We start from the raw sequence: 22,065 nt of genomic DNA, 5'->3' as shown, positions 1-22,065 counted from the left end.
CCTGATAATGGGGGATTTTTGATGATTGGTTTGGCGGTGTTATTGGCGACCTGATGAGCCAAATCCACCAGCACCTCGCTGGCTTGCGTCATCAAATTCTGTGACAATCTCAAAATCTGGACGCGCCACAGGCACAACCACATATTGAGCCATGCGTTCAGCAGGATTTAGCACAAAATCTTCTTGCCCACGATTCCATAGGCTGACCATCAATTCGCCTTGATAGTCTGCATCAATGACACCTGTCAAATTGCCAAGCACGATGCCGTGCTTATGTCCAAGCCCTGAGCGAGGGAAAATCAGCCCAACAAAATTAGGGTCTTTGATGTAGATGGCAAGTCCTGTGCCGATGAGCTTGGTTTCGCCAGCTTTGATGGTAACAGGCTCATCAATGCACGCACGCAAGTCAATGCCAGCACTGCCTTCGGTAGCACGAGTTGGCAGGGGGAAGTCAGGGTTTGTGCCGATTTTTGGGTTTAGGATTTTTAGTTGCACATAGTTCATAGGGGTTCCGTGATGATGTTGCTTGTCTGCCGTTGATAAAAACAGCCCGACTAATCGAGCTGCTTTGATGACTTATAAAAAAATTAAGCGTCTGCCTGATTTGCTTGTGCTTCTAGTTGGCTTTGGATATAAGCCTGTTCAAAATTGACAGGAGCAAGCAATAACTGCGGGAAGCTACCACGAGAAACGATGTCGCTGATGACTTCACGAGCATAAGGGAACAAAATGTTCGGGCAGTAGGCTTGTAGCAAGTGGTCCATATCCGCTTCTGGGATATTTTTTAGTAGGAAAATACCTGCTTGCTGCACTTCTGCAACAAATGCCACGCTGTCTTCTAGCTTGGCAGTAACGCTAACACTTAATGTTACTTCTTTATAGTCTTCGCCAAGGTCGGCAACGCTGGCAGAGATGTTGATGTCTGTTTCTGGTTGCCATTGTTTGGTAAATACATCAACGCTTGGCACCTCAAAAGAGATGTCTTTGGTATAGATGCGTTCAAGACCAAGCTGAGGTTGTAGTTCTTCTGACATGGGTCAATCCTTGTAAAAATGAATAAAAATGGGAAAATCAGGCAAGCATTGCGTCCAATTTGCCTTCTTGGTTAAGTTTGTTAAGTTGGTCAAAACCACCGATGAAAGTATCGCCAATAAAAATCTGTGGCACGGTGCGATAACCGTTGGTTTTAGCAGATAGTTGAGCTCTTTCTTCGTCTGAAATGTTCAAAATGCCGATTTCATTAAACATCACGCCTTTGTTTTGTAGTAGCAATTTGGCATTGATGCAATATGGGCAGGTCGCTTTGGTGTAGATGGTTACTTCTTTCATGACTATTCCTGTGTGTTTGGGGCGATAGTGATATGGATATGGTGTTTGCCGTTGATTTTTTCAAGTGGGGCAACTTATTTTTTTGCACCCACCAAAGGCAGACCTGCTGCTTGATAATTGGCGATACCGCCTTCTAGTCGCATGACATTGGGGCGATTGATTAGTTGTACCGCCGCTCCTGCCTGAATGCCCATATCACAGACAATGATGACTGGTACTTCGATGGCTTGTAGGGTTGTCAGGTGATTTTTTAGCTCAGTAAAGGGGATATTTTGACTGCCTGTGATGTGACCTGTGGCAAATTTGGCGGCAGGGCGAATATCGATGATGCGAGCGTTATGATTATTGACCAACAGCCCAACTTCGCTGGGTGGCACTTTCTTGCCACTGCGTTTGGTCTCGATGGCAAAAAATGCAATCAGCAAAACCGCCAATAAGCCAAATAAAAAAGGGTGATTGCCAATAAATTCAATCCAGCGTTCCAATGTTATTACTCCATTGCTTCTTGGATAAAGCCAAGAAAATATAAAAAAACGGTTGGTTAAGGCAGTTATTATACTGCTAAATGTGGTAAATTGCACTCATTTTACTGCCATGACTATTTTGCAGAGGGTTTGGCGGCAGATGTGCCATTTTTGGCCTCCTCAATCAGGCTGGTTAAGCTCTCAATCCGTCTGGGTAGCACTTTGCCTGCATTGGCGGCAGCCCACATGGCACAGCCTTTGGCGTTTTGAGCGTGATTGCAATCTCGAAATTGACACTCGCCAATCAGTGCTGATAATTCATCAAATCCTGCCAGAATGTCGTCTGCTGATAGGTGCCAGATGCCATATTCACGAATGCCAGGTGTGTCAATGATGCCGCCCTTGCCCAAATCGCTGGGGTCGTAAGGCAATAGGCGACTGGTGGTCGTGGTGTGCTGACCCAGCTGCGAACCTGCCGAGATGACATTGGTGGATTGATTGGCGGTGGGTAAGATGGTGTTGATGAGGCTTGATTTACCCACACCAGATTGCCCTGCAAAGATGGATAGTTTGCCATCAATATGAGTTGCCAAAGTGGATAAATTATCTTGATTGGTGCTAGATGTGATGATGACATCAAAGCCGTAGGAGTTGCCAAGTTCTTGATATTCTTGGATAATTTGGTTGACATCTGGGTGCTGGTCTAATAAATCAGACTTATTAAGCACCAATAAAGGCTGTACGCCATTGAGTCGTGCGATGAGTAAATAGCGGTCAATCAGATTAACTGCTGGCTTGGGCAAGGGAGCAAAGACGATGACCAGCATATCAACATTGGCAGCAACAGGCTTGACTTTGTTGTAGCGGTCTGGTCTGGTGATGAGCGTGTGCCTTTCGCCCAAAAATTCAATACGCCCAAGTCGTGCGGTCAAATCTAAGCTAAATTTGACCGTATCGCCTGTGGTCAGCATGGGCAGATTGGTGCGAGCATGACATCGCCAAATCGCCCCCACGACCAGCTCGTCATCATTGGGTAGCACGCTGGGCAGGGTAGTGATTTGCACATCGAGCTGTTTGCCAAAATGCGATACAATCACGCCTGTGGCAAGTGTGTCGTCATCTTGGATTTGTTCTTGATTTTGCTCTATCTGTCTGGTTTGGCGTTTGGTCAGTTTTCGGCGGCGAATCAAAGTCATGGCTAATGGTCAAATAAAAACACTTTAACACAAATCATGCGATTGTGCCAGCATAAAGCCGATAAGCATACAGAAACAGACTGCCAGCAATGAGCCACATGATGATGGCAATGATGCCGTCAAGCAGTCGCCAAGTGCTGGGTTTTTTAAATAGTGGAATCAGTAGTCTTGCCCCATAGCCTAAGCCAAAAAACCAAATGCCTGAGCTTAGCCAAGCACCAAGCAAAAACGCCAGCTTTTGTTCAAAACTAAGCGTGCCTGCCACACCGCCAACAATCATGATGGTGTCGATATAGACATGAGGGTTTAGCAAGGTTAATGCCAAAGTTGTCCCAATGGTGGCAAGCAGTCCTTGCTGATGGTGCTGATCATCAAGACTGAGTGATTCGCCACCACGCAAGGCGGCACGCATCGCACGATAGCCATATACAAGCAAAAACAAACCACCCAATCCTGCCAGAAGCAAAGTAGCGATGATATTTTGGCTAATCAATGAGCCAAAACCCAGCACGCCCAAACTTAGCAACAAAGCATCGCACACAAAACAAGTCAGCGACACCCAAAAGATGTGGTTTTTTAGCAAACCTTGCTTTAAGACATAGGCATTTTGAGCACCAATGGCAATGATTAAACCACCAGAAACCATGAAGCCTTGAATCAGCTGAGGAAGAAGAATACTATACATAGGGGATTTTGGTCGAATAAAAACCGCCCAAACCATGGTCGGGGCGGTAATGATGGCGGAAGCTGAGAGATTCGAACTCTCGGTGGGCTACAAACCCACGCCGGTTTTCAAGACCGGTGCATTCAACCGCTCTGCCAAGCTTCCAAAAGCGGTACAATAATTGGTAAAAATAGATGGCGGAAGCTGAGAGATTCGAACTCTCGGTGGGCTACAAACCCACGCCGGTTTTCAAGACCGGTGCATTCAACCGCTCTGCCAAGCTTCCAATGAGCGGTATTATAACCAAAATTTGGATAATTGCAAGTGATTTTGTGATTTTTTATCAAATTTTCTATAAATGTTTGGGTAAAATACCAATTTTAGAAAAATATCTGCGGTTGCCGTCTGGGCGTGCTGATTTCTTCGATGCTGATTTCGTCCATCGTGCGACAGTCATCTTGTGGCGAATAGATGTCTCGAATCAGTGCGACAATTTCGTACAAGGCACGGCGAGAGTGCGTCAGGTTGGTCTTGGGGCTTAGCCAATTTTGACCGACAGCAAGTGGAGCGGCGTAAGGGGTGGTGCTAATACCAACTTGGGCAAATTGTCGTCTGGCACGAGCCATATGATAAGCATCTGTAATCAGATAAACACTGGTTGGTAGTTCGTGATGAGCGAGCAATTTGGCGGTAAATCTGGCATTTTCGCAGGTATTCATGCTGGCGTTTTCGGCGATGATGACGGCATTTGGGTTGGTTTTGCTTAGATAATCGCCCAGCCAAGGCGACTCAACACCGCTGGTCAAAATTGCCAATTTACTTTGTTGTTGTAGTGTATTGGCGGTATCAGCACGACTTTGGCTGTAATGATTGAGTATGATGGTTTGTTGTTGATTTTTGGTAAGACCACCACCCAGCAATACGATGAGCTGTGGCGGAGTTTGTGGTCGTGGCTGATGTGCAATACCATCAAGTAGCCACACCGATAGGCGAGAAAAAATCGGTGTGATGACACAAATGATGATGACAATACCAATGATGATGGCGGTCAAAAATAGCTGCATAAGTCGTTTGTTTGTCATTGGAAAATCTACTGGCAAAATGCACAAATGACCACAGGGTGTTTCAAGAATGAAAGTGATTATAACATTTTTTGCAGACTTGTCATCAAAAAATACCGCCTCAGATTGAGACGGTATTTGTTAAAATTAGCGATTGTCTTGTGCCAACAGTTGCTGTTTTAGCTGGTCTTGCGTTTTGGCAAGCTGGTTGAGCTCGTAATTTTGCTCCAACTGTGTGATACGCTGTTGCAGTCGATTCATCTCAATTTGATCTTCTGCGATTACCAGTTGTCGGGTCAAAGAATAATTCCAGTAAATCAGACACACCACTAAGATGGATAGCGTAGCGACGATGACATATAGCCAGCTTACCCCTTTTCTTGTATTAAGGTTCTGTGCTGTCATGGCTTATCTCCTGAGTGTTTGCTTTTTCATGTTCAAAGTCGTGTTTATTGATGTGCTTAAATTCCTGCGTGGGTGGAATTTGGCGACACCAGCGACCACGACAGTGATCGCGCTGCCAAGTACGAACTTCTCTTTCTTCAAGCTCTTTTATCCTTGCTTTGACTTCTTGCAATTCCCTAGATTTGTTTTGAAAGTCTATTTCCTTAAAGTATGAACTAACTTCACTATGGTATGCCGATGTGTTTTGTACACCAAAAGCCAATATAAGCATGGCAGACAACATGACAAATTTATTAAACATAGCAACTCCTGTTTTACATGGTGTTTAACAAATATGCAGAAATGCCGTCTTCTGCATCGTCAGCATGCTGATTATTTTTTGGGCAGTCAAGCGTTATATTGTATCTATATTGTTGTGATTTTATTGCTATACTATTGCTAAAATCAAGACTGATTCTCGCCAATTTGCCCATTTTCACGCACCCAGACAGGTTCACGCACCAAGCGAATGCCAAATTTGTCAAACACGGTGTCGATGATGAAAGTTTGGGCGGTCTTGATGTCGGCTTGGGTGGCGACTTGTGGGGCGTGATTGGTTAGGACAAGTGCCTGCTTTTGATGGGTCAAGATGGGGGCAACACCCAAGCCTTTTAGCCCTGCTTGGTCGATGAGCCAGCCTGCGGGTACTTTGACATGCTCGTCATCAACCAGATAGTTTGGCAGAGTGGGGTATTGCTCTTTTAGGGTGTTGTATTGAGCGGTGGCGATGATGGGGTTTTGAAAGAACGAGCCACAATTTGCCAGCACTTTGGGGTCGGGCAATTTGCTTTGGCGAATGGCGATGACTGCTTGATACACATCGGCAGGCGTGATGGGGCGAGCTTGCTCATCAGCAAGTTTTTGGGCATAAGCGTGTAAATCGCCATAGCTGCTGTTATAGCGAGTTGGGTCTTTGTGCAAACAGATGTCAATGGCAACAATCAAATATCGCTCTGGATTGTCCTTAAAAATACTATGACGATAGGCAAAGTGGCAGTCATCACGGCTTAGGGTGACAAAACTGCGAGTTTGCCAATCGAATGCACGCACCGACACCAGCACATCTTCAAGCTGAACCCCATAGGCTCCAATGTTTTGAACAGGTGCCGCTCCTGCCAAACCAGGAATGAGGGCAAGATTTTCTAATCCATACCAGCCTTGATGGACACAGTGAGTGACCAGCTTGTGCCAATCTTCTCCTGCTTTGACGCTGAGAATGATTTGTTTGTCATCTTCGGATACTGTCTTGATGCCCATCATTCTTGGTAGTAGCACGGTGGTGTGCAGACGACTGGGTAGTAGCACATTGCTACCGCCAGACAGGACAAAAAAAGATGTCAAGTCAAGCGTGGGTAATGCCGCCTCATCATGCAAAATAATGGCTGTGTCTGCAATACAGCTTAAAGCCATCGTATTGTGCTTGGATAAGTCGTAGTTGTGATGAATTTGATGAGTGTCTGACATAGATAGGTATCGGTATGATGGGCTAATACTGATTATTATAGCCAGTTATGAGTAGCGTGTAAACACTCATCATCGCCAAGCATCTAGGCGAGCATTAACCACCTGCTCAATATGGGCAAACATCTGTTCAAAGTCTATGTCATTGCCATAATACGGGTCAGCCACCGCTTGCCCTGTCGGATCAAATAATGCTAGGCGAGCTGTGCCATCTGATGGCTGTAATTTTTGCAGATTTGTCAAATTATTCTCGTCCATCGCCAAAATCACATCAAAACGATAAAAATCTTCTTTGACAACTTGCCTTGCCCGTAGTGTGGATAAATCATAACCCAAACTTTTGCCTACCTTTATCGCTCGGGGGTCAGGAGCTTCATTGGTATGATAATTTGCCGTACCTGCCGAATCAAAACTAATATCAAGCCCTTGATTTTGGCTAAGTTTTCTCATCACACTTTCGGCAGATGGACTTCTACAAATATTACCAAGACAGACCAATAACACAGATTTTGGTAAGTTCATCATTTTTTCCTAATAATTATTTTAAAAATTTTCTCTAAATTTTGCCAAATCCCTGCGTTCTTTTTTGTTGGGCTTGGTATCGGGGCGAGCCAAATTATCAAGTTTTCGTTGTTCTTTCATAAACTCACGATTGGCAAGGCTTTCGGCAGTCTCTTCGTACAAAGTTTGGGCGATGGTGGCATTGCCCCTGTTGTCGGATAAGGCTTTGATGACCACCACTTTTTCTTCTAGGCGAGTGGCGTGTCCTTGACGAATGGACAAGGTGTCGCCTACTTGTAGTTCTTTACTAACTTTGATTTTTGAGCCGTTCATTTGCACTTTGCCACTCTCTATCGCTTCTTTGGCAAGGGTGCGAGTTTTAAAAAAGCGTGCCGCCCATAGCCATTTGTCGGCTCGCACTTTTAATAAAGATTCTTTTTCACTCATTGCATTTTCCAATTTAATATAAATTTAATTCATAGACATATTGCAAGCCTTTAATACCCATATAAGTTCTTTCACTTTTTATAAATCCTACTTTTTTATAGAGTTTTTGGGCGGCAATGTTTTTATGATTTACCCCAAGTACAATCTTATTAGAAGAGATTTGCTGTGTATCAATAAATTCATTTAAATTTAACAATGCCAATTCGCCATAGCCCTTACCTTGAAAGTTTGGATTGATGGACATTGACCGCAATAATAAAGCACTTTTGTCATCGGTATAATCAAACTTATCATCGCCATCATCAAGCACAAAAAAGCCAATCGGCTGATGGTTGTCACAAATAACGATTTTATAAGAGGTTTGGCGATTGTCATCAAACCAATAATTTGGCAAAGCAGTAAATTCTGCCTGTTCGTCATTTAATAAATAATTCAAATCCGAATTATCCGATTTTTGATAAAATCTTAATGTTATCATAACGCCTTAACGACTTTAAATTCTGTAAATAACAAACCCATCTTTTCATCAAATACGCCATAGCGTTCAAAAAATTCTTGATGGGCAGCTCGCCAATACGCTAATGACAAATCGCCTTCACCTTCTTTTCTTGCCAAATCCTCATCAACTTCATCAAAATTTTTGATAAATTGGGCGGTGAGCTGTACCATGCATTTTGGCGTGTCCCTGCCGTCTGTGATGACTTCAAATCCACCAACCAAAGTTTTGTCATTTTCTTCTAAATGCCAAATTAGAGCAGTACAAGTTAAGGTTTTTTTGCCGTTTAATACAAGCTGGACAAGTTCGTCCGCCATTTCGGGACTGTCGCCAAATGACCAATGGGGCAGGGTATTTATGTCTATCGTATCAAGTGTTATCATAGTATAATCCAATAGCGTCTAATCATTTTATCATTAAAGGGCAGTATATTTTCCAAAATACCGCCATTAGATTCAATGACTTTTGATGAGCCAATATTTTTATCATCACAAGTAATTAGGGCTTTATCAATTTTTTTATCTTTTAGGACTGATAAGCCAAAGGCAAGGGCATTTTTGGCAATACCTTGCCCTTGAAAGTCTGGGTGCGTGCTATAACCAATATGACCACCGATTTTTAATAAAAATTCAGTTAATTCATAGCGAATATTGACAATACCCACCACCTGATTGTCTTGATAGATAATAAAAGTATCATCAACCACTTTATCGTAACCAAATAAATTTGTGCCAACAGGGGCATTGACATAATCTAGCCATTTATCAAAATTGGTCTCATCAAAGCAAGCCAATTCTGCTCCGCCGTGAATGCCAGTTTCATCATAATGTGCTAAATAGGCGTTTTTAAAGGTGAGTACCGCCTGTTTGTCATCAAGCGTTGGTTTTTTAAAGCTTAGGGTCATTTCAAAAACACCCCATACCCCACATTATCCGTCAAATCTTCACAAAAATAACCAATGTCATTTAAAGCGTCCACAATCTGCCGTGATGAGCCAGCACTGGCTTGCAGCCCCACCAATACTCGCCCTTCTGCCGCTCCGTGATTGCGATAGTGAAACAAGGTTACATTAAAATCTTGTCCCAATTTTTCCAAAAAGTTTAATAAGGCGTTGGGGCGTTCTGGGAACATCACACGAAACAGCTTTTCATCGCCTAGTCTGCCGTGTCCGCCAATCAAATAGCGAATGTGTGTTTTGGCAACTTCATCATCGGTTAAGTCAAAGGCGGTGTAGCCCCCTTTGCCCAGATTGTCCATAATGGTGGTGCGTTCACTCTGACCATCTTTTAAGCCAATGCCGACAAACACTTGGGCAACGCTTGGGTTTGTGCTGTCTAAGCGGTAGTTAAATTCGGTAATATTGCGACCTTGTAGCGTGCGACAAAAGTCCAAAAACGCCCCTGTTTGTTCGGGTAGCTCCACCGCAAAAATCGCCTCTTTATTTTCGCCAATTTCGGTGCGTTCGGCAACATATCTTAGGCGGTCAAAGTTAATGTTTGCCCCTGAGATGATGGCAATGCAGTTTTTACCTTTTAACTTATTGATTTTGATATATTTTTTAAGACCAGCGACCGCCAAAGCCCCAGCCGTCTCCACAATAGAGCGATTTTCTTCAAAAATATCCTTAATCGCCGCACAAATCTCATCGTTATTGCAGGTAATCACTTCTTTTTCAACCACCGCCCCTGTGCCGTCTGATTTGGGCATTGTGATGACTTCAAAGGGCTTTTGACCAATTTGGGCGACTGCCACACCGTCCGCAAAGAGTGACACTTGGGGCAGTTTGACAGGCTTGCCGACCTCGAACGCCGCTTTTAGGCACGCCGCCCCCTCTGGCTCAACGGCAATCACCTTGATGTGTGGTGCAATCGCCCCCAAAAACCCTGCCACGCCTGCAAGTAGCCCACCGCCCCCACACGCCACAAAGACATAATCCACCTCACGCCAGTCTTGGCTGATTTCAAGCCCCACCGTGCCTTGTCCTGCGATGACTTTTTCATCGTCATAAGGGGCGATGTAGGTCATACCCTCACTCTGTGCCTTGTCAATGGCAAAGCGGTTGGCTTCATCAAAGCTATCGCCGTGCAAATGCACCGTACCGCCCAAGTTTTTGACCGCTTGCACCTTGATGTCTGGGGTGGTTTTGGGCATCACAATCAAATTTTTTAGCCCCAATTTGTGTGCTGAAAATGCCACGCCCTGTGCGTGGTTGCCAGCAGAAGCACAAATCACCCCTGCCTCTTTTTCGTCATCTGTAAGCTGGCTGATTTTGTTGTACGCCCCACGCAGTTTGAAGCTAAATACAGGCTGTAAATCCTCTCGTTTTAGGCGAATGTCGTTATTAAAGCGAGCCGATAATTTATGGGCTTTTTCTAAGGGTGTGCGATGAGCGACATCATAGACGGTAGATTGTAAAATGGCGTGAAGTAGGGGGGTTGTCATCATATTTCCTAAGCGTAAATTTCTTGTTGGTATTTATTCATCAAACCTGTATCAAGGCTTAATAATTCTACATTGTGCGTTAATGCGGTTGCCAATACAATGGCATCTGGCAATTTGATTTTATGGCGTTTCCTTAGTTCGATGGTTTTAGATTTAACAGCAGTATCAAGCCCTAAAATCGTCAGATGATTTAAAAGTTCTTTCAACTCTTGCTCATCAGTAGAGTTAATATTCTGATAACCTAAAAGTTCAATTTCATTAATGATACTTACCGTACATTCATTTAAATTGACGCCAGCCATTTTGGCAAGTGCATCTACATTACCATTGTACAAACCCAAAATAAAGCAAGTGTCCAACAAATAGCTAGTTCCACTCATCACGCATTGCCCTTTGGACTGCCACTGGATCACCTTGAAAGCCCTGTAATTTTTTGCCCTTAATAAAGTCGGTCAATAACATCACGTCTTTTGGCTTGGCAAAAGATTGTAAGGCTTTTTCATAAGCACTAATGGTAATAAAATCTTGAATGCTTTGCCCATTTTTTTGAGCCACTTGTTCAATCACTTGAATGGTTTCTTGGGGTAAGTCTAACACAATCATTGATTGCTCCTTTTAAAAACAAAAATTGGCTATGACAATTTGATTTATCATAGCCAATTTATCATAACCACAACAAATCAAGCATCTAATTGTGCCATCACTTCATCGCTAAAATTGACATTGGTATAGACTTCTTGGACATCGTCCAAATCTTCTAGCATATCAATCATTTTTAGCACTTTTTGGGCATCATCAATATTATCAATGTCGGCTGTGGTGCTTGGCGACATTGTAACTTCCATAGTATCCGCCTTTAAGCCAGCATTTGCCAAAGCGTCCACCACCGCCCCAAAGTCGTTTGGCTCGGTAATCACAAGTAGACTCTCGCCATCATTTTCAATGTCGCTCGCCCCTGCTTCTAGGGCAACTTCCATCACTTTGTCTTCAAGAGATACATCATTAAAGACAATCTCGCCTCGCTTGGTAAACAGATACGCCACCGAACCTGATGTACCCAGATTGCCACCGTGCTTGCTAAACGCATGGCGAACCTCGCCTACGGTACGGTTTACATTGTCGGTCATCGTCTCAACAATCACCGCCACACCGCCTACGCCATAGCCCTCGTAGGTGATTTCTTGGACATTGTCGCCCTCGCCACCGCCTTGACCACGCTCAATGGCTCGTTTGATGACATCTTTGGTCATGTTGGCAGCATTGGCTTTTTCTAGCACGGCTCTAAGGCGTGGGTTGTTGGCTGGGTCTGGGTCTCCGCCTTTACTGGCTGAAACGATTTCACGGATAATTTTGGTAAAAATTTTGCCCTTTGCGGCATCTTGTTTGGCTTTGCGATGTTTGATATTCGCCCACTTACTATGACCTGCCATAATGCACCTGTCTTTTGTTTGAGATGAAATTTTAAACCACCTGCATTTGAGCGTCAAAAATCGCCCAAAAAACCATCAAGGGTTGCTGTTTTTATCGACCCAAGTCAATTTGGGCAAATAAAAAAACAAGCATTGCAGGAAGTTGATGAAAAAATACTGCTCATTATACACCAATCTGCCAGTTTTGACTATGCCTAAACTTTTGACATAGCCAGTCAACAAAACTTCTGACCGTTGCCACACCGCCACGATTTTTATAATAAATCACCGATAAAGGCGTGCTGGGCAGTCGCCAATCGTCCAACAATGGCACAAGGTTGTCGTGTTTGGCAAGAGCATCTGGCAGTACACCGATGCCGATGCCTTGGGCAATCAACTCACACGCCAGCATGAAGTCATTGACCGCCACAAAAGGCTGGGGCGTGATACTGATTTGATGGTCTTTTTGGCTAAACAGCCAAGGCAAAGACAGCATTTGGGCGATGGTCTGATGTTGATACAGCTCATTGGGCGTGGTGGGCGTGCCATGCTTAGCCAGATAATCAGGGCTGGCGTACACCCCAAATTCTAAGGTTGTCAGGGTTTTGGCAACGACATTTTCATTATCAATTGTACCTGCTCTGATGGCAATATCAATACCATCTTGAATCATGTTGATTTTTTGTTGAGTACGCCAAATTTCTAGGGATACTTTTGGGTATTGATTTAAAAATTCGCCAATGGCAGGAGAAATCAATCCAACCACATCAATGGGCAATGAGATTTTTAGGAGACCTGTGGGGGTTTGTAGATTTTGGTCGATGCTACTGATGGCATTTTGGGCATAATGGAGCATGGTCTGAGCATGAGCAAAAAACGATTCGCCTGTCTCATGCAAGCTGACGCCTTTTTTGCCACGATTGATGAGCTTGGTGCCAAGTGAGTTTTCTAAGGCGGTCAGTCGTCTAGATAGGCGAGAGACAGGCACGCCTGTTAATTCGGAGGCTTGGGTTAGACTGCCTGATTGTACCACCGCCACAAATAGGCGAATGTCGTCAAGACTGATGTCGTGCATGGTATCTTTCTATTTTTGCAAAATAATATTGTATTATTGTACCTTGTTGCAATTTTAAAAACAATTATAATACGCACATCTTTGACGAATTTGGCACTAAATATCAAGTGCTGACCAATTTTTGAGGAATATGATGAATCAGACTTTTGAAAAGCTCGCTCACACGCTTAGCCCTTATTTGCTACTGGTGGTGCGTCTGGCGACTGGCTATATGTTTTTATTGCATGGCACGGCAAAATTCTTTGAATTTCCCATTTCGATGACTGATGGCAATGGTGCTGTACCGCTATTTTCTGTGTTTGGTATTGGTGGTTTATTGGAGATTATCGGTGGTGTTTTGTTGATGGTCGGTCTGTTTACTCGTCCTGTGGCGTTTTTATTGGCTGGCATGATGGCGGTGGCTTATTTTGTTTTTCACGCCTTGCCCAATGCCATGATTTTTAATCCAATCGGCAATCAAGGCGAGGCGGCTGCATTATTTTGCATGGTGTTCTTGCTGCTTTGGGTAACAGGTGCTGGCAAAATTTCTTTGGATAATGCGTTTAACAAAAACAAATAAGTGAATGATATAGTGAGATAATATTATGATTTATATTAGAAAATCTGATGAAAGAGGTCATGCTGACCATGGCTGGCTACAAGCCAAACACTCTTTTTCATTTGCCAATTATTATGACCCACGCTTTATGGGTTTTTCCGATTTGCGAGTGATTAACGAAGATAAGGTTGCACCCACGATGGGTTTTGGCACGCACCCGCACAAAGATATGGAGATTTTGACCTATGTATTACAAGGCAAAATCGCCCATAAAGACAGCATGGGTAATGTCAAAGACTTTTCGGCAGACGAGTTTCAGATTATGTCGGCTGGCACGGGGGTTACGCATTCGGAGTTTAACCCTAGCGATGATGAGACGCTACATCTTTTGCAAATCTGGATTGAGCCCAATGAGCTTGGCATTACGCCACGATACGACCAAAAAGTCTTTGCTGACAAGCAGGGCGGTACGCTGATTTTATCGCCCAACGCTGATGATGGCTCATTTAAGATTTATCAAGACATGAAGCTGTGGCGTTATCAACTTGCCAAAAATAGCAGTCAAATCATTGACTTGGACAAAAATCGTAACTACTGGCTTCAAGTCGTCAAAGGCGAATTTACTGTTAATGGCGAAGCGGTCGCACAGGGCGATGGCGTGGCATTGAGTGAAGAGACCGCCTTGAATGTGATGGCAAATGATGATAGTGAATTTTTACTCTTTGATTTAAGATAATTCAATGATTGAGAATTATTATCGTTAAAATGTGCTATAATAGCCAGACATTGGGCGTATGTCATACGCCTGCTAGTGATGTTTTTTTAAATTTTTTATTTAGAGAGAAAAGTGATGACAAAACAAGTTGCTGTATTGATTGGCTCTGCCAGCAAAACTTCTTTTAACCATTTGGCGGTCAAGCATTTGCAAAAAATCGCCCCAAGTTCTTTGCAATTAAACATTGTAGAAATTGGCGATTTGCCTGTGTATGACCGTGATTTGGACGAGCAAGATGTACCAGCCTATACCCGTGTGCGTGAAGCGGTCAAATCAGCCGATGCGGTGATTTGGGTAACGCCAGAGCATAATGGCAGCTATTCAGCGATGATTAAAAATGCCATTGATGTGGTCAGCCGTCCAGCAGGGCAAAGCCTGTGGATTGGCAAACCTTTGGGGCTTGTCAGCGTCAATGCAGGTGGTAGCAACCGTGCGGTGGACGCACTTCGCACCGTGGCGGCAGGGACTTATATCAATATGCCTGTTGCTCCGTTTGCTGCAAGCATTGGCGGGATTTTTGCAGGGGCATTCGATGAGTCTGGCGAATTGGTGAGTGAGCAAGCCAAAGGCACATTGCAAGGCTTTATCAATGCTTATGCCGAGTTTGTTGCTAAGTTCTAATGGGCTGATTGTCCACAAAAAAACACCGCTTGATTGGCGGTGTTTTTTTATGGCAAAAACTGATTGAGAAAAAATCCACATAAAAATCCAAGCATGCCAATGATGACACAAATGCCTGTATTCATGCGTCGATGAGTGGCAATCATGGTGGCAAGCATGCCTGTGATGACAGCAAGTAGAGGGCTATGCTCGCTGGATTTTTGGAAAAATGGCACTGCCAGCAATACGGTCATGGTGATGATGATTGTACCGCCCAAAGGAGCTAAGGGCGAATTTTCTTTGGTAAAAAATCGTATGATGGGAGAGTTGTTGGGCAAAAAGAAAGGAAGAATGCGAGATAAGGCGGTCAAAATAATCATAGAGACGACCGCTGCGATGAGTGTGGATAGATTGGCTTGATTAAACATTTGGTTTTTTAAATTGATTGATGAGTAGATGAATGATGATGCCAAAAAAGCTGGCAATCAACAATGCAGGTTCGTCCAGTCCCAGCCAAATACACAGCAAGGCAACAACCACCGCACCGATAAAAGCAGGATAAAATTTGGATTCTTTGATGATAAGGTGTGTTGAGAGTGAGACAAATAACGCCAAAAAAGCAAAATTCATCATGGCACTCATCAAAGGATAATTGGCTAATAATTTACCGCCATACACGCCAAGCAGTGTGCCACCCCACCAAGATACCCAAGAAATAATCGCCAGCCCAGCCAGCCAAGGTTTTTGGTGGGTGACGGTATCAAGTTTGGTCATGGCGGTGGCGAATACTTCATCGGTGATGAGTGGTGCTATCCAAACCATGCCTTGACCCGATTTAAGATGTCGTTTCATCAAAGGGGCGTACAACAAATGGCGACTGTCGAGCAAGGCACATAGTCCAACCACAGCCATGACACTAGCACCACTCATGATGGAGGCAAATAAGAGAAATTGGCTTGCCCCAGCATAAATCAGTAAACTCATGGCAATCACCACCCATTCGGGCAGTCCTGCTGAGGTGGTGGTCATGCCAAAGGCGATGGCAACAGGGATATAGCCCAGCGAGATTGGTATGGCGGATTGACAGCCTTGAAGAAAAGCAATTTTTTGTTCGGTAGCCATGTTTATCCAGTGATAATTTAACAATAATCAATCAGGCTTGTGGAGCAACGCCTCATCTGCCATGACTGGTTGATGAGGCGTATTGTACCAAAAAATTACCCTATTGGTCATGCTATTAAGCTGTAATGCCGAAATATCTACCCTGAACCAATCTGAGCGTGGTCAAAGCAAGCAAGGCAACGGCAGCAATATTGGCAATGATAAACATCGCCACACCCAACGATGATAGGGTGTGGTGTTGGTATAAACTGATACCGATATTTGCCATCGATGCTAAGCCAAACGAAAAGCTCCACAAACTTGCCCCAACGCCTGCCTTTAAAATCCAAGTAAATAACCTTGCCAAAAACAGCAGTTGCAAAATGCCATAACCAATCAGCATTTTGGCAACCATATCCACTTGCCCTGTGACAGCGATGTAGGCATTAGCACCAACAAAGGCAGGGGCAAGAATGATACCAAAAGTGGCTCGCAGTTTAGTGGGGATTTCTTGGGTGCGAAGATGTTGTAGTAGCACAGGCTCAAACATCAGCCAAGCAATCATGCCCGCCCCAAAAAACAGCATCGCCCAGTCACCCAGTCCAAGCAAACTTAACGCACTGGCACTGGTAAAGTTACTGGCAACGGCTGGTAAATAAAACGGCGGTAGGGTGGATTGTTGCTTAAATTCTTCGCCTTGCCAGAGCGTCGCAATCCGCCAAGTGCCATACAAAAGCTGCAAAATGATGGATAGATAAATCAATGATTTGCCCAATAATTCATATTGCCAAATCATCAAAAGCTCACCCATAATCATACCGCTGACAAAAATCAGCACCACAAAGGCAAAGCGAACAGGACAATGTAGTTCATCAAGCCAATGTTTGCGATGATTGATGGCTTTATGTAGGTATAATCCTAAAAATAATAACCAAAAAGCCATCGCCAGTCCGCCAAGCACATGACTGATGGTGTCGGCAACATTGGTAATCTGACTGGCGTGATGCCAAGCCAAAGCAAACGCCCCAAGACCAAGTGGCATAGCAAAAAATGAGGCTGACAAAGGTGTTTTATTTAAAAATATCAGTTTATCGGTGTTCATGGTATGCCATTATTTTTTTATTAGAAAGTCTGTATCTTATCGTCAATTAACTTCAAAAAACACCCAAATTGTTCGTCTAAGCTCCATCGAAAGACGGTTACTGGTTTTATTATGAATAAAAAACCAGTGTGGTGTATTTTAAGTTTGATTGACCATCATTGTTTTTATTGGATTTTACCAACGCCAAAACCGTCTTTTGCCAAATGATACAAAAGACGGCTTGGATAGTTATTGATGGGGATTATGCACCCATGTTTTTCACGGCTTGTTCAGTTGTCCACAAGTCGTTGGCAATCAGACGGAAGTTTACCAAAGCCGCCAAATAACCATCGCCTTCTGGAATACGAGGTCCTGCGGTGGCATCTTTAACCACAGTAACTTCAAAGCCTTGTTCTACAAGCTCACGCAAGTGCGACTCAATGCACAAGTTGGCTGCCATGCCTGCCAAAATCACTTGGTCAATTTTGCGTTTTCTAAGCTGTAACACCACATCGCTGGTTTCAGGGCCAAAGATTTTGTGTGGTGAACAGATGGTGGTTTTGCCGTCAAAAATATAAGGCTTATAGCGTTCCACAAAGTCCGCCCCAGAGCCTTCGAAACCGTCCATGCTGTATGCACTTTTGCGAGCAAACATATTGGTTTTGTGCATAAAGTTTTCACCTGGTGCCATAAACTCCCATTGGTGGTCGGTTGGGTAATAATAGTGGGGCGAGACGATGACGGGCATATCCACCGCTTTGGCAGCCTTAAATAGACTTTCAATGTTTTCAACGGTGTTGTTTTCAATGATACTATCTTTTAGCACGCCCCACATCACGCCATTTGGGCTTAAAAAGTCGTTTTGTGGGTCAACGATGACCAACGCCACTCGCTTTGGGTCAATTTTCATACCAGGGCGTTCAAGACCATACTGCTCAGGCTCAGCATAAGGGCTTTTCTTTGGCTCTTGAACCGCAGCTGGTTTGGTGGCGGCATTGGCAATGCTGCTTAGACCCATCGCTCCTAGCACGCCTGCACTCATGGCAATTTTTGCACCTGCACCAATCGCACTACGGCGAGAAGTATCGATGTTTTCTTGTTCTGGATTAAAGGTTTGTTCTGACATAATGATACCTTATTATTGAATATACAATTTTATTTAACATCAATCATTTGATAAATCAAATTCATCAAACTTGGTGCGTATTATACCGACTTATTTTTTCATCGATTTAACCAATCACATCGATGATTTAACCAAAATGCAATTTGGTTGTTGCTATGGGCGGTTTTTGTTAGAATAATTGGTATTGTTAAATAAAGATAGATTTTAAGGTTTTCCGTTCGGACTGAGCTTGTCGAAGTCTAGGAAAACAGTGGCGGTTCGACAAGCTCACCACGAACGGTTTTCTAGAAAAGTATACTCAATTAACAATACCGAATAATTCTTATTGCCAATAATTAAAGTTTGCTTATGGACGCTTTAACCCATTTATTTACCCAATTTTCCTTCCGTACTGAGCTATTTTTTGTGGGGTTGCTGTGCCGTATGGGGCAGTTTGATGAACCCAATAAAGGCTATTTGCATTTTATCTATCAGGGCAGTTGTCGCCTGATTCAAAAAGGACAACCACCCATCATCATTGACCGTCCCTGTGTGCTATTTTCGCCCACAAATTGCCTGCATCGCATTGAGCCTGTGAGTGAGGATTTGGCGGTGTTTTGTGTCAATTTTGATTTTGGTCAAGGCATTCAAAATCCGCTCATTTATGATGTCAGTCAAATCGTGACGCTGTGGCTTGATGAACTGCCACATTTGATGACGATTGCCAAAGAGATTTTCAAAGAAAGCCAGTCGCCAAAATGCGGTCATCAGGCGTTAATCTCATATCTGTGCGGCTATGTGCTGATTTTGGTGGTGCGTGAGTGCTTGGCACGAGGGTTGATTAAGGTGGGGTTGTTAAGAGGCTTGACCGACACCGCTCTTGCTCCGCTGCTGCTGGATATTCATCAAAATCCTGCTAACAATTGGGATTTGCAAACGATGTCGGATAGGGTGTTTATGTCCAAAGCTAAGTTTGGCAACTATTTTAAGGAAGTGATGGGGGTGTCGCCCAGTGATTATTTGACGACTTGGCGGATTAGCCTTGCCCAAATGCTTCTAAAAAAAGGCTTATCCGTGGCATTGGTTGCCGAGAAAGTAGGGTACAGCCATAATGCCTCTTTGACACGAGCTTTTGTCAAAGAGATTGGAAAAACCCCAAGCGAGTGGCTTGATGGCGTGACTCATGCCAACGAGGCGAAGATACTCTCTTGACACGCTCATATCATAACAAGCTAAATGATAAAAAAGCATCTTTATTGTCTTATAAAGATGCTTTTTGGTTGGGTCATTACATTTTTTCGACCGTTTTGATGCCCAGCAAATCCAGTCCTTTTTGTAGGGTGTTTGCGGTTAATTTGGCAAGTAGTAGGCGACTGGTTTTGGTCGGTTCTTGGGTTGTCAAAATCGGGCAGGCTTCATAGAAACTAGAAAAGATGCCAGCCAATTCAAAAAGATATTGACATAACAGATGTGGCAGGCCATCTTCTGATACCGTCAGTAGCACCTCTTCAAATTGTAATAATTTGACCGCCAATGCTCTCTCTTTGTCATCAGACAGCATGATTTGACCGTCTAGTGTGGCAGGGTCAATCTGTGCCTTGGCAAAAATGGAGCGAATGCGAGTATAGGCATACTGCATGTATGGGGCGGTATTACCCTCAAAGGAAAGCATGTTATCCCAATCAAATACATAGTCGGTGGTGCGGTTTTTCGATAGGTCGGCGTATTTGACCGCTCCAATGGCAACCGCCTCGATGACCGCTTGTTTTTCTTGTTCGCTTAAATCAGGATTTTTTTGGTTGATGAGTGCTGTGGCACGCTCAACCGCTTCGTCTAGCAGGTCGGTCAGTTTGACCGTGCCACCAGTACGAGTTTTGAATGGCTTGCCATCTTTACCAAGCATCATGCCAAAGGTAAAGTGTTTAAGCTCAAACTCATCAGGGATAAATTTACCCTTGCGAGTGATGAGCCATGCTTGTTGCATATGCTGGCTTTGGCGAGCGTCAGTAAAGACATAGGCCTTGTTGGCTTTTAGGGTGTGGCAACGATAAGTGGCGGCGGCAATGTCGGTGGTGGTGTATAAAAAACCTCCGTCATTTTTTTGGATGATGACACCCATCGGTTCGCCTTCTTTGTTTTTAAATTCGTCCAAGAACACGACCGTTGCCCCATTGTCTTCGACCGCAAGTCCTTGATTTTTTAGGTCATCTACGATGCCTTGTAGCATGGGGTTGTACAGACTTTCGCCCATTGTATCGGCTTGGGTTAGGGTAACATTGAGTCTATCATAAGTGGCTTGGCATTGATTCATGGTGATGTCCACCAGTTTTTGCCATAGGGTTAGGCAATGAGTATCGCCACTTTGTAGCTTGACGACATATTGGCGGGCAGTCTCAGCAAATGCAGCATTGCTATCAAACTCAGCTTTGGCTTGGCGATAAAACTCTTCAATGTCGGATAAATCCATGCCGCTGGCGTTGTCATTTTGCATTTTTTCAAGGTAAGCAATCAACATACCAAACTGCGTACCCCAGTCACCCACATGGTTGGCACGAATGACGGTATTGCCCAAAAATTCAAGCGTGCGTACCACGCTATCGCCAATGATGGTGGAACGCAGATGTCCTACATGCATTTCTTTGGCGACATTAGGCGAGGAATAATCCACCACGATGGTTTGGTTTTGGTGTGTGTTGATGCCCAATTTATCATCAAAGGCGGCATTTAGGCTTTCTTTGGCAAGCCAATCTTTATTAAGAAAAATATTGATAAAACCCGGTCCTGCAATTTCCAGCTTATCAACCATCTCGCCCAAATCCAGATGACTAAGCACCTGCTGAGCAAATTCACGAGGATTTTGCCCCAGTTTTTTGGCGGCAGCCATGATGCCATTGGCTTGATAGTCGCCAAATTGTGCTTTGCTTGACTGGCGAACCAATGCTTGTACATCTTGGTCTGCACCAGCGGTAATCATTGCCTGTTGAATTGGAGCGGAGAGTAATTGCTGAATGTTCATAAGCTGCCTTTTGTTATCCACTAAAACCATCTATTATAGCGGTTTTTTGGCTAAAATGTTAATTTTTATCGCAAGATACCAAGCAAAAATCAAGGTCAAGCTGACCGCTTTATGCCAATTCTGCCCATTTTTCCTTATCTTTAAACATACATTCATCAAAGACCACGCACGCACCGCATTTTGGACTTCTTGCCATACAAGTATAGCGACCGTGCAAAATCAAATAATGATGAGCGTCCACCAAATATTGACTAGGAATGCGTTTCATCAGGGCTTTTTCGACCGCCAGCACCGTTTTGCCTGTGGCAAGCCCTGTGCGATTACCCACCCGAAAAATATGGGTGTCCACCGCCATGACAGGCTGTCCAAAAGCGGTATTTAGCACCACATTGGCGGTTTTTCGTCCAACGCCTGCTAAGGCTTCCAGCTCACTTCTGGTGCGTGGGACTTGTCCGCCGTGCTTGTCAAGCAAATCCTGACAAGTTTTCATCACATTGGCAGCCTTTGAATTATAAAGTCCGATGGAATTGATGTAGGACTTTAAACCGTCAAGCCCCAAATCCAGTATTGCCTGTGGCGTATTGGCAACTTTAAATAATTTATCGGTGGCGATATTGACACTCTTATCAGTGGCTTGGGCAGAAAGCATGACCGCAATGAGCAGCTCAAAGTCGTTGGAGTAGTGAAGTTCGGTCACAGGCTCTTTGATATGCTGGCTTAATTTTTCAAAAAATTTTAAGCGATTGTCAGCATTCATTGGGCGAGAGGCTGGGGTATCGGCAGTTTTGGCGATTTCCAATTTTGGCGATTTTGTTGTTGCGGTTGGCTTTTTGCTTAGGCTGATGGCTTTGGATTTGATG

30 protein-coding genes and 2 tRNA genes are annotated in these 22,065 nt (G+C 44.0%); 4 read left to right on the top strand and 28 right to left on the bottom strand.

Annotated elements, in window-relative coordinates; translation table 11 throughout:
- Positions 1-39 precede the first annotated feature (39 nt).
- From dut to LU297_RS02315, 22 genes are all read right to left on the bottom strand, one after another.
- Entirely contained in the window at positions 40-504 is a 465-nt protein-coding gene (dut, locus tag LU297_RS02420) for a dUTP diphosphatase (protein WP_263076827.1), read from the bottom strand.
- A gap of 83 nt (positions 505-587) precedes the next feature.
- On the bottom strand, positions 588-1,034 hold the full coding sequence (secB, locus tag LU297_RS02415) for a protein-export chaperone SecB (RefSeq protein WP_263076826.1): 447 nt from the start codon (positions 1,032-1,034) through the stop codon (positions 588-590).
- A gap of 37 nt (positions 1,035-1,071) precedes the next feature.
- On the bottom strand, positions 1,072-1,329 hold the full coding sequence (gene grxC, locus LU297_RS02410; protein WP_263076825.1) for a glutaredoxin 3: 258 nt from the start codon (positions 1,327-1,329) through the stop codon (positions 1,072-1,074).
- 74 nt (positions 1,330-1,403) lie between these two features.
- Positions 1,404-1,814: a rhodanese-like domain-containing protein gene (locus LU297_RS02405; protein WP_263076824.1), complete on the bottom strand. Its 411-nt coding sequence runs from the start codon at positions 1,812-1,814 to the stop codon at positions 1,404-1,406.
- A 113-nt stretch (positions 1,815-1,927) separates the two neighbouring features.
- Positions 1,928-2,989 (bottom strand): ribosome small subunit-dependent GTPase A, encoded by a 1,062-nt coding sequence (gene rsgA, locus LU297_RS02400; protein WP_263076823.1) that lies wholly within the window; start codon positions 2,987-2,989, stop codon positions 1,928-1,930.
- A gap of 34 nt (positions 2,990-3,023) precedes the next feature.
- Complete coding sequence (locus tag LU297_RS02395) at positions 3,024-3,674, bottom strand: LysE/ArgO family amino acid transporter (RefSeq protein ID WP_263076822.1); 651 nt, start codon at positions 3,672-3,674, stop codon at positions 3,024-3,026.
- A 53-nt stretch (positions 3,675-3,727) separates the two neighbouring features.
- Positions 3,728-3,818, bottom strand: a tRNA-Ser gene (locus LU297_RS02390).
- Positions 3,819-3,848: 30 nt separating this feature from the next.
- Positions 3,849-3,939: transfer RNA gene (locus LU297_RS02385), tRNA-Ser, on the bottom strand.
- Between the two features lie 94 nt (positions 3,940-4,033).
- Positions 4,034-4,735, bottom strand: coding sequence for a YdcF family protein (locus tag LU297_RS02380; protein ID WP_263076821.1), 702 nt, complete (start codon positions 4,733-4,735; stop codon positions 4,034-4,036).
- A gap of 126 nt (positions 4,736-4,861) precedes the next feature.
- Complete coding sequence (locus tag LU297_RS02375; protein WP_263076820.1) at positions 4,862-5,119, bottom strand: hypothetical protein; 258 nt, start codon at positions 5,117-5,119, stop codon at positions 4,862-4,864.
- Entirely contained in the window at positions 5,100-5,420 is a 321-nt protein-coding gene (locus tag LU297_RS02370) for a hypothetical protein (protein WP_263076819.1), read from the bottom strand. The genes LU297_RS02375 and LU297_RS02370 overlap by 20 nt, the downstream gene beginning before the upstream one ends.
- A 143-nt stretch (positions 5,421-5,563) precedes the next feature.
- Positions 5,564-6,622 (bottom strand): UDP-N-acetylmuramate dehydrogenase, encoded by a 1,059-nt coding sequence (murB, locus tag LU297_RS02365; protein WP_263076818.1) that lies wholly within the window; start codon positions 6,620-6,622, stop codon positions 5,564-5,566.
- 69 nt (positions 6,623-6,691) lie between these two features.
- Positions 6,692-7,141, bottom strand: a complete 450-nt coding sequence (locus tag LU297_RS02360) for a low molecular weight protein-tyrosine-phosphatase (protein WP_263076817.1) — start codon at positions 7,139-7,141, stop codon at positions 6,692-6,694.
- Between the two features lie 21 nt (positions 7,142-7,162).
- Positions 7,163-7,567 (bottom strand): RNA-binding S4 domain-containing protein, encoded by a 405-nt coding sequence (locus LU297_RS02355; protein ID WP_263076816.1) that lies wholly within the window; start codon positions 7,565-7,567, stop codon positions 7,163-7,165.
- Positions 7,568-7,580: 13 nt separating this feature from the next.
- A complete protein-coding gene (locus LU297_RS02350; protein WP_263076815.1) occupies positions 7,581-8,003 on the bottom strand; it encodes a GNAT family N-acetyltransferase in 423 nt (140 codons plus the stop codon).
- Between the two features lie 38 nt (positions 8,004-8,041).
- Positions 8,042-8,446, bottom strand: coding sequence for an ASCH domain-containing protein (locus tag LU297_RS02345; protein WP_263076814.1), 405 nt, complete (start codon positions 8,444-8,446; stop codon positions 8,042-8,044).
- Complete coding sequence (locus tag LU297_RS02340) at positions 8,443-8,967, bottom strand: GNAT family N-acetyltransferase (RefSeq protein ID WP_263076813.1); 525 nt, start codon at positions 8,965-8,967, stop codon at positions 8,443-8,445. Before LU297_RS02340 ends, LU297_RS02345 begins: the two co-directional genes overlap by 4 nt.
- On the bottom strand, positions 8,964-10,505 hold the full coding sequence (ilvA, locus tag LU297_RS02335) for a threonine ammonia-lyase, biosynthetic (protein WP_263076812.1): 1,542 nt from the start codon (positions 10,503-10,505) through the stop codon (positions 8,964-8,966). The genes LU297_RS02340 and ilvA overlap by 4 nt, the downstream gene beginning before the upstream one ends.
- Before the next feature lie 8 nt (positions 10,506-10,513).
- On the bottom strand, positions 10,514-10,885 hold the full coding sequence (locus tag LU297_RS02330; RefSeq protein WP_263076811.1) for a type II toxin-antitoxin system VapC family toxin: 372 nt from the start codon (positions 10,883-10,885) through the stop codon (positions 10,514-10,516).
- Entirely contained in the window at positions 10,872-11,108 is a 237-nt protein-coding gene (locus tag LU297_RS02325) for a hypothetical protein (protein ID WP_263076810.1), read from the bottom strand. Before LU297_RS02325 ends, LU297_RS02330 begins: the two co-directional genes overlap by 14 nt.
- Before the next feature lie 77 nt (positions 11,109-11,185).
- Positions 11,186-11,935: a YebC/PmpR family DNA-binding transcriptional regulator gene (locus LU297_RS02320; RefSeq protein WP_263076809.1), complete on the bottom strand. Its 750-nt coding sequence runs from the start codon at positions 11,933-11,935 to the stop codon at positions 11,186-11,188.
- A gap of 163 nt (positions 11,936-12,098) precedes the next feature.
- Positions 12,099-12,989, bottom strand: coding sequence for a LysR family transcriptional regulator (locus LU297_RS02315; RefSeq protein ID WP_263076808.1), 891 nt, complete (start codon positions 12,987-12,989; stop codon positions 12,099-12,101).
- Positions 12,990-13,122: 133 nt separating this feature from the next.
- Between LU297_RS02315 and LU297_RS02310 the strand changes: the two genes are divergently transcribed.
- The 3 genes from LU297_RS02310 (at position 13,123) to LU297_RS02300 (ending at position 14,923) form a co-directional block, all read left to right on the top strand.
- Positions 13,123-13,548, top strand: a complete 426-nt coding sequence (locus LU297_RS02310; protein ID WP_263076807.1) for a DoxX family protein — start codon at positions 13,123-13,125, stop codon at positions 13,546-13,548.
- Positions 13,549-13,573: 25 nt separating this feature from the next.
- On the top strand, positions 13,574-14,263 hold the full coding sequence (locus LU297_RS02305; protein WP_263076806.1) for a pirin family protein: 690 nt from the start codon (positions 13,574-13,576) through the stop codon (positions 14,261-14,263).
- 114 nt (positions 14,264-14,377) lie between these two features.
- Complete coding sequence (locus LU297_RS02300) at positions 14,378-14,923, top strand: NADPH-dependent FMN reductase (protein WP_263076805.1); 546 nt, start codon at positions 14,378-14,380, stop codon at positions 14,921-14,923.
- A 47-nt stretch (positions 14,924-14,970) separates the two neighbouring features.
- Here LU297_RS02300 and LU297_RS02295 read toward each other — a convergent pair whose 3' ends face one another.
- The 4 genes from LU297_RS02295 to LU297_RS02280 form a co-directional block, all read right to left on the bottom strand.
- Positions 14,971-15,330: an AzlD domain-containing protein gene (locus tag LU297_RS02295; protein ID WP_263076804.1), complete on the bottom strand. Its 360-nt coding sequence runs from the start codon at positions 15,328-15,330 to the stop codon at positions 14,971-14,973.
- Entirely contained in the window at positions 15,323-16,024 is a 702-nt protein-coding gene (locus tag LU297_RS02290) for an AzlC family ABC transporter permease (protein WP_263076803.1), read from the bottom strand. The genes LU297_RS02295 and LU297_RS02290 overlap by 8 nt, the downstream gene beginning before the upstream one ends.
- Before the next feature lie 115 nt (positions 16,025-16,139).
- A complete protein-coding gene (locus LU297_RS02285; protein ID WP_263076802.1) occupies positions 16,140-17,105 on the bottom strand; it encodes an SLAC1 family transporter in 966 nt (321 codons plus the stop codon).
- 241 nt (positions 17,106-17,346) lie between these two features.
- Positions 17,347-18,210 (bottom strand): cysteine hydrolase family protein, encoded by an 864-nt coding sequence (locus tag LU297_RS02280; RefSeq protein WP_263076801.1) that lies wholly within the window; start codon positions 18,208-18,210, stop codon positions 17,347-17,349.
- Between the two features lie 348 nt (positions 18,211-18,558).
- Between LU297_RS02280 and LU297_RS02275 the strand changes: the two genes are divergently transcribed.
- Positions 18,559-19,401 (top strand): helix-turn-helix domain-containing protein, encoded by an 843-nt coding sequence (locus LU297_RS02275; protein WP_263076800.1) that lies wholly within the window; start codon positions 18,559-18,561, stop codon positions 19,399-19,401.
- 76 nt (positions 19,402-19,477) lie between these two features.
- On the opposite strand, the gene argS is transcribed toward LU297_RS02275, so the two are convergent.
- Together argS and nth are read right to left on the bottom strand one after the other, a co-directional pair.
- Positions 19,478-21,205 carry an arginine--tRNA ligase gene (gene argS / locus LU297_RS02270; protein ID WP_263076799.1) on the bottom strand — a complete coding sequence of 576 codons (1,728 nt, stop codon included), beginning with the start codon at positions 21,203-21,205 and terminating at the stop codon, positions 19,478-19,480.
- A 109-nt stretch (positions 21,206-21,314) separates the two neighbouring features.
- On the bottom strand, positions 21,315-21,962 hold the full coding sequence (gene nth / locus LU297_RS02265) for an endonuclease III (protein ID WP_263077309.1): 648 nt from the start codon (positions 21,960-21,962) through the stop codon (positions 21,315-21,317).
- Between the last annotated feature and the right edge of the window lie 103 nt (positions 21,963-22,065).

It is taken from the genome of Moraxella nasicaprae, from assembly GCF_025643275.1.
In the GTDB taxonomy this organism is placed as follows: domain Bacteria; phylum Pseudomonadota; class Gammaproteobacteria; order Pseudomonadales; family Moraxellaceae; genus Moraxella; species Moraxella nasicaprae.
The sequence above is the reverse complement of the archived record's forward strand: the minus strand, read 5'-3'. Positions and strand labels throughout refer to the sequence as shown.

Coding starts and splice junctions, on each gene's coding strand:
- dut (WP_263076827.1), bottom strand. CDS start 504: ATGAACTATGTGCAACTAAAAATCCTAAACCCAAAAATCGGCACAAAC.
- secB (WP_263076826.1), bottom strand. CDS start 1,034: ATGTCAGAAGAACTACAACCTCAGCTTGGTCTTGAACGCATCTATACC.
- grxC (WP_263076825.1), bottom strand. CDS start 1,329: ATGAAAGAAGTAACCATCTACACCAAAGCGACCTGCCCATATTGCATC.
- rsgA (WP_263076823.1), bottom strand. CDS start 2,989: ATGACTTTGATTCGCCGCCGAAAACTGACCAAACGCCAAACCAGACAG.
- LU297_RS02395 (WP_263076822.1), bottom strand. CDS start 3,674: ATGTATAGTATTCTTCTTCCTCAGCTGATTCAAGGCTTCATGGTTTCT.
- LU297_RS02380 (WP_263076821.1), bottom strand. CDS start 4,735: ATGACAAACAAACGACTTATGCAGCTATTTTTGACCGCCATCATCATT.
- LU297_RS02375 (WP_263076820.1), bottom strand. CDS start 5,119: ATGACAGCACAGAACCTTAATACAAGAAAAGGGGTAAGCTGGCTATAT.
- LU297_RS02370 (WP_263076819.1), bottom strand. CDS start 5,420: ATGTTTAATAAATTTGTCATGTTGTCTGCCATGCTTATATTGGCTTTT.
- murB (WP_263076818.1), bottom strand. CDS start 6,622: ATGTCAGACACTCATCAAATTCATCACAACTACGACTTATCCAAGCAC.
- LU297_RS02360 (WP_263076817.1), bottom strand. CDS start 7,141: ATGAACTTACCAAAATCTGTGTTATTGGTCTGTCTTGGTAATATTTGT.
- LU297_RS02355 (WP_263076816.1), bottom strand. CDS start 7,567: ATGAGTGAAAAAGAATCTTTATTAAAAGTGCGAGCCGACAAATGGCTA.
- LU297_RS02345 (WP_263076814.1), bottom strand. CDS start 8,446: ATGATAACACTTGATACGATAGACATAAATACCCTGCCCCATTGGTCA.
- LU297_RS02340 (WP_263076813.1), bottom strand. CDS start 8,967: ATGACCCTAAGCTTTAAAAAACCAACGCTTGATGACAAACAGGCGGTA.
- ilvA (WP_263076812.1), bottom strand. CDS start 10,505: ATGACAACCCCCCTACTTCACGCCATTTTACAATCTACCGTCTATGAT.
- LU297_RS02330 (WP_263076811.1), bottom strand. CDS start 10,885: ATGAGTGGAACTAGCTATTTGTTGGACACTTGCTTTATTTTGGGTTTG.
- LU297_RS02325 (WP_263076810.1), bottom strand. CDS start 11,108: ATGATTGTGTTAGACTTACCCCAAGAAACCATTCAAGTGATTGAACAA.
- LU297_RS02320 (WP_263076809.1), bottom strand. CDS start 11,935: ATGGCAGGTCATAGTAAGTGGGCGAATATCAAACATCGCAAAGCCAAA.
- LU297_RS02315 (WP_263076808.1), bottom strand. CDS start 12,989: ATGCACGACATCAGTCTTGACGACATTCGCCTATTTGTGGCGGTGGTA.
- LU297_RS02310 (WP_263076807.1), top strand. CDS start 13,123: ATGAATCAGACTTTTGAAAAGCTCGCTCACACGCTTAGCCCTTATTTG.
- LU297_RS02305 (WP_263076806.1), top strand. CDS start 13,574: ATGATTTATATTAGAAAATCTGATGAAAGAGGTCATGCTGACCATGGC.
- LU297_RS02300 (WP_263076805.1), top strand. CDS start 14,378: ATGACAAAACAAGTTGCTGTATTGATTGGCTCTGCCAGCAAAACTTCT.
- LU297_RS02295 (WP_263076804.1), bottom strand. CDS start 15,330: ATGTTTAATCAAGCCAATCTATCCACACTCATCGCAGCGGTCGTCTCT.
- LU297_RS02290 (WP_263076803.1), bottom strand. CDS start 16,024: ATGGCTACCGAACAAAAAATTGCTTTTCTTCAAGGCTGTCAATCCGCC.
- LU297_RS02285 (WP_263076802.1), bottom strand. CDS start 17,105: ATGAACACCGATAAACTGATATTTTTAAATAAAACACCTTTGTCAGCC.
- LU297_RS02280 (WP_263076801.1), bottom strand. CDS start 18,210: ATGTCAGAACAAACCTTTAATCCAGAACAAGAAAACATCGATACTTCT.
- LU297_RS02275 (WP_263076800.1), top strand. CDS start 18,559: ATGGACGCTTTAACCCATTTATTTACCCAATTTTCCTTCCGTACTGAG.
- argS (WP_263076799.1), bottom strand. CDS start 21,205: ATGAACATTCAGCAATTACTCTCCGCTCCAATTCAACAGGCAATGATT.
- nth (WP_263077309.1), bottom strand. CDS start 21,962: ATGAATGCTGACAATCGCTTAAAATTTTTTGAAAAATTAAGCCAGCAT.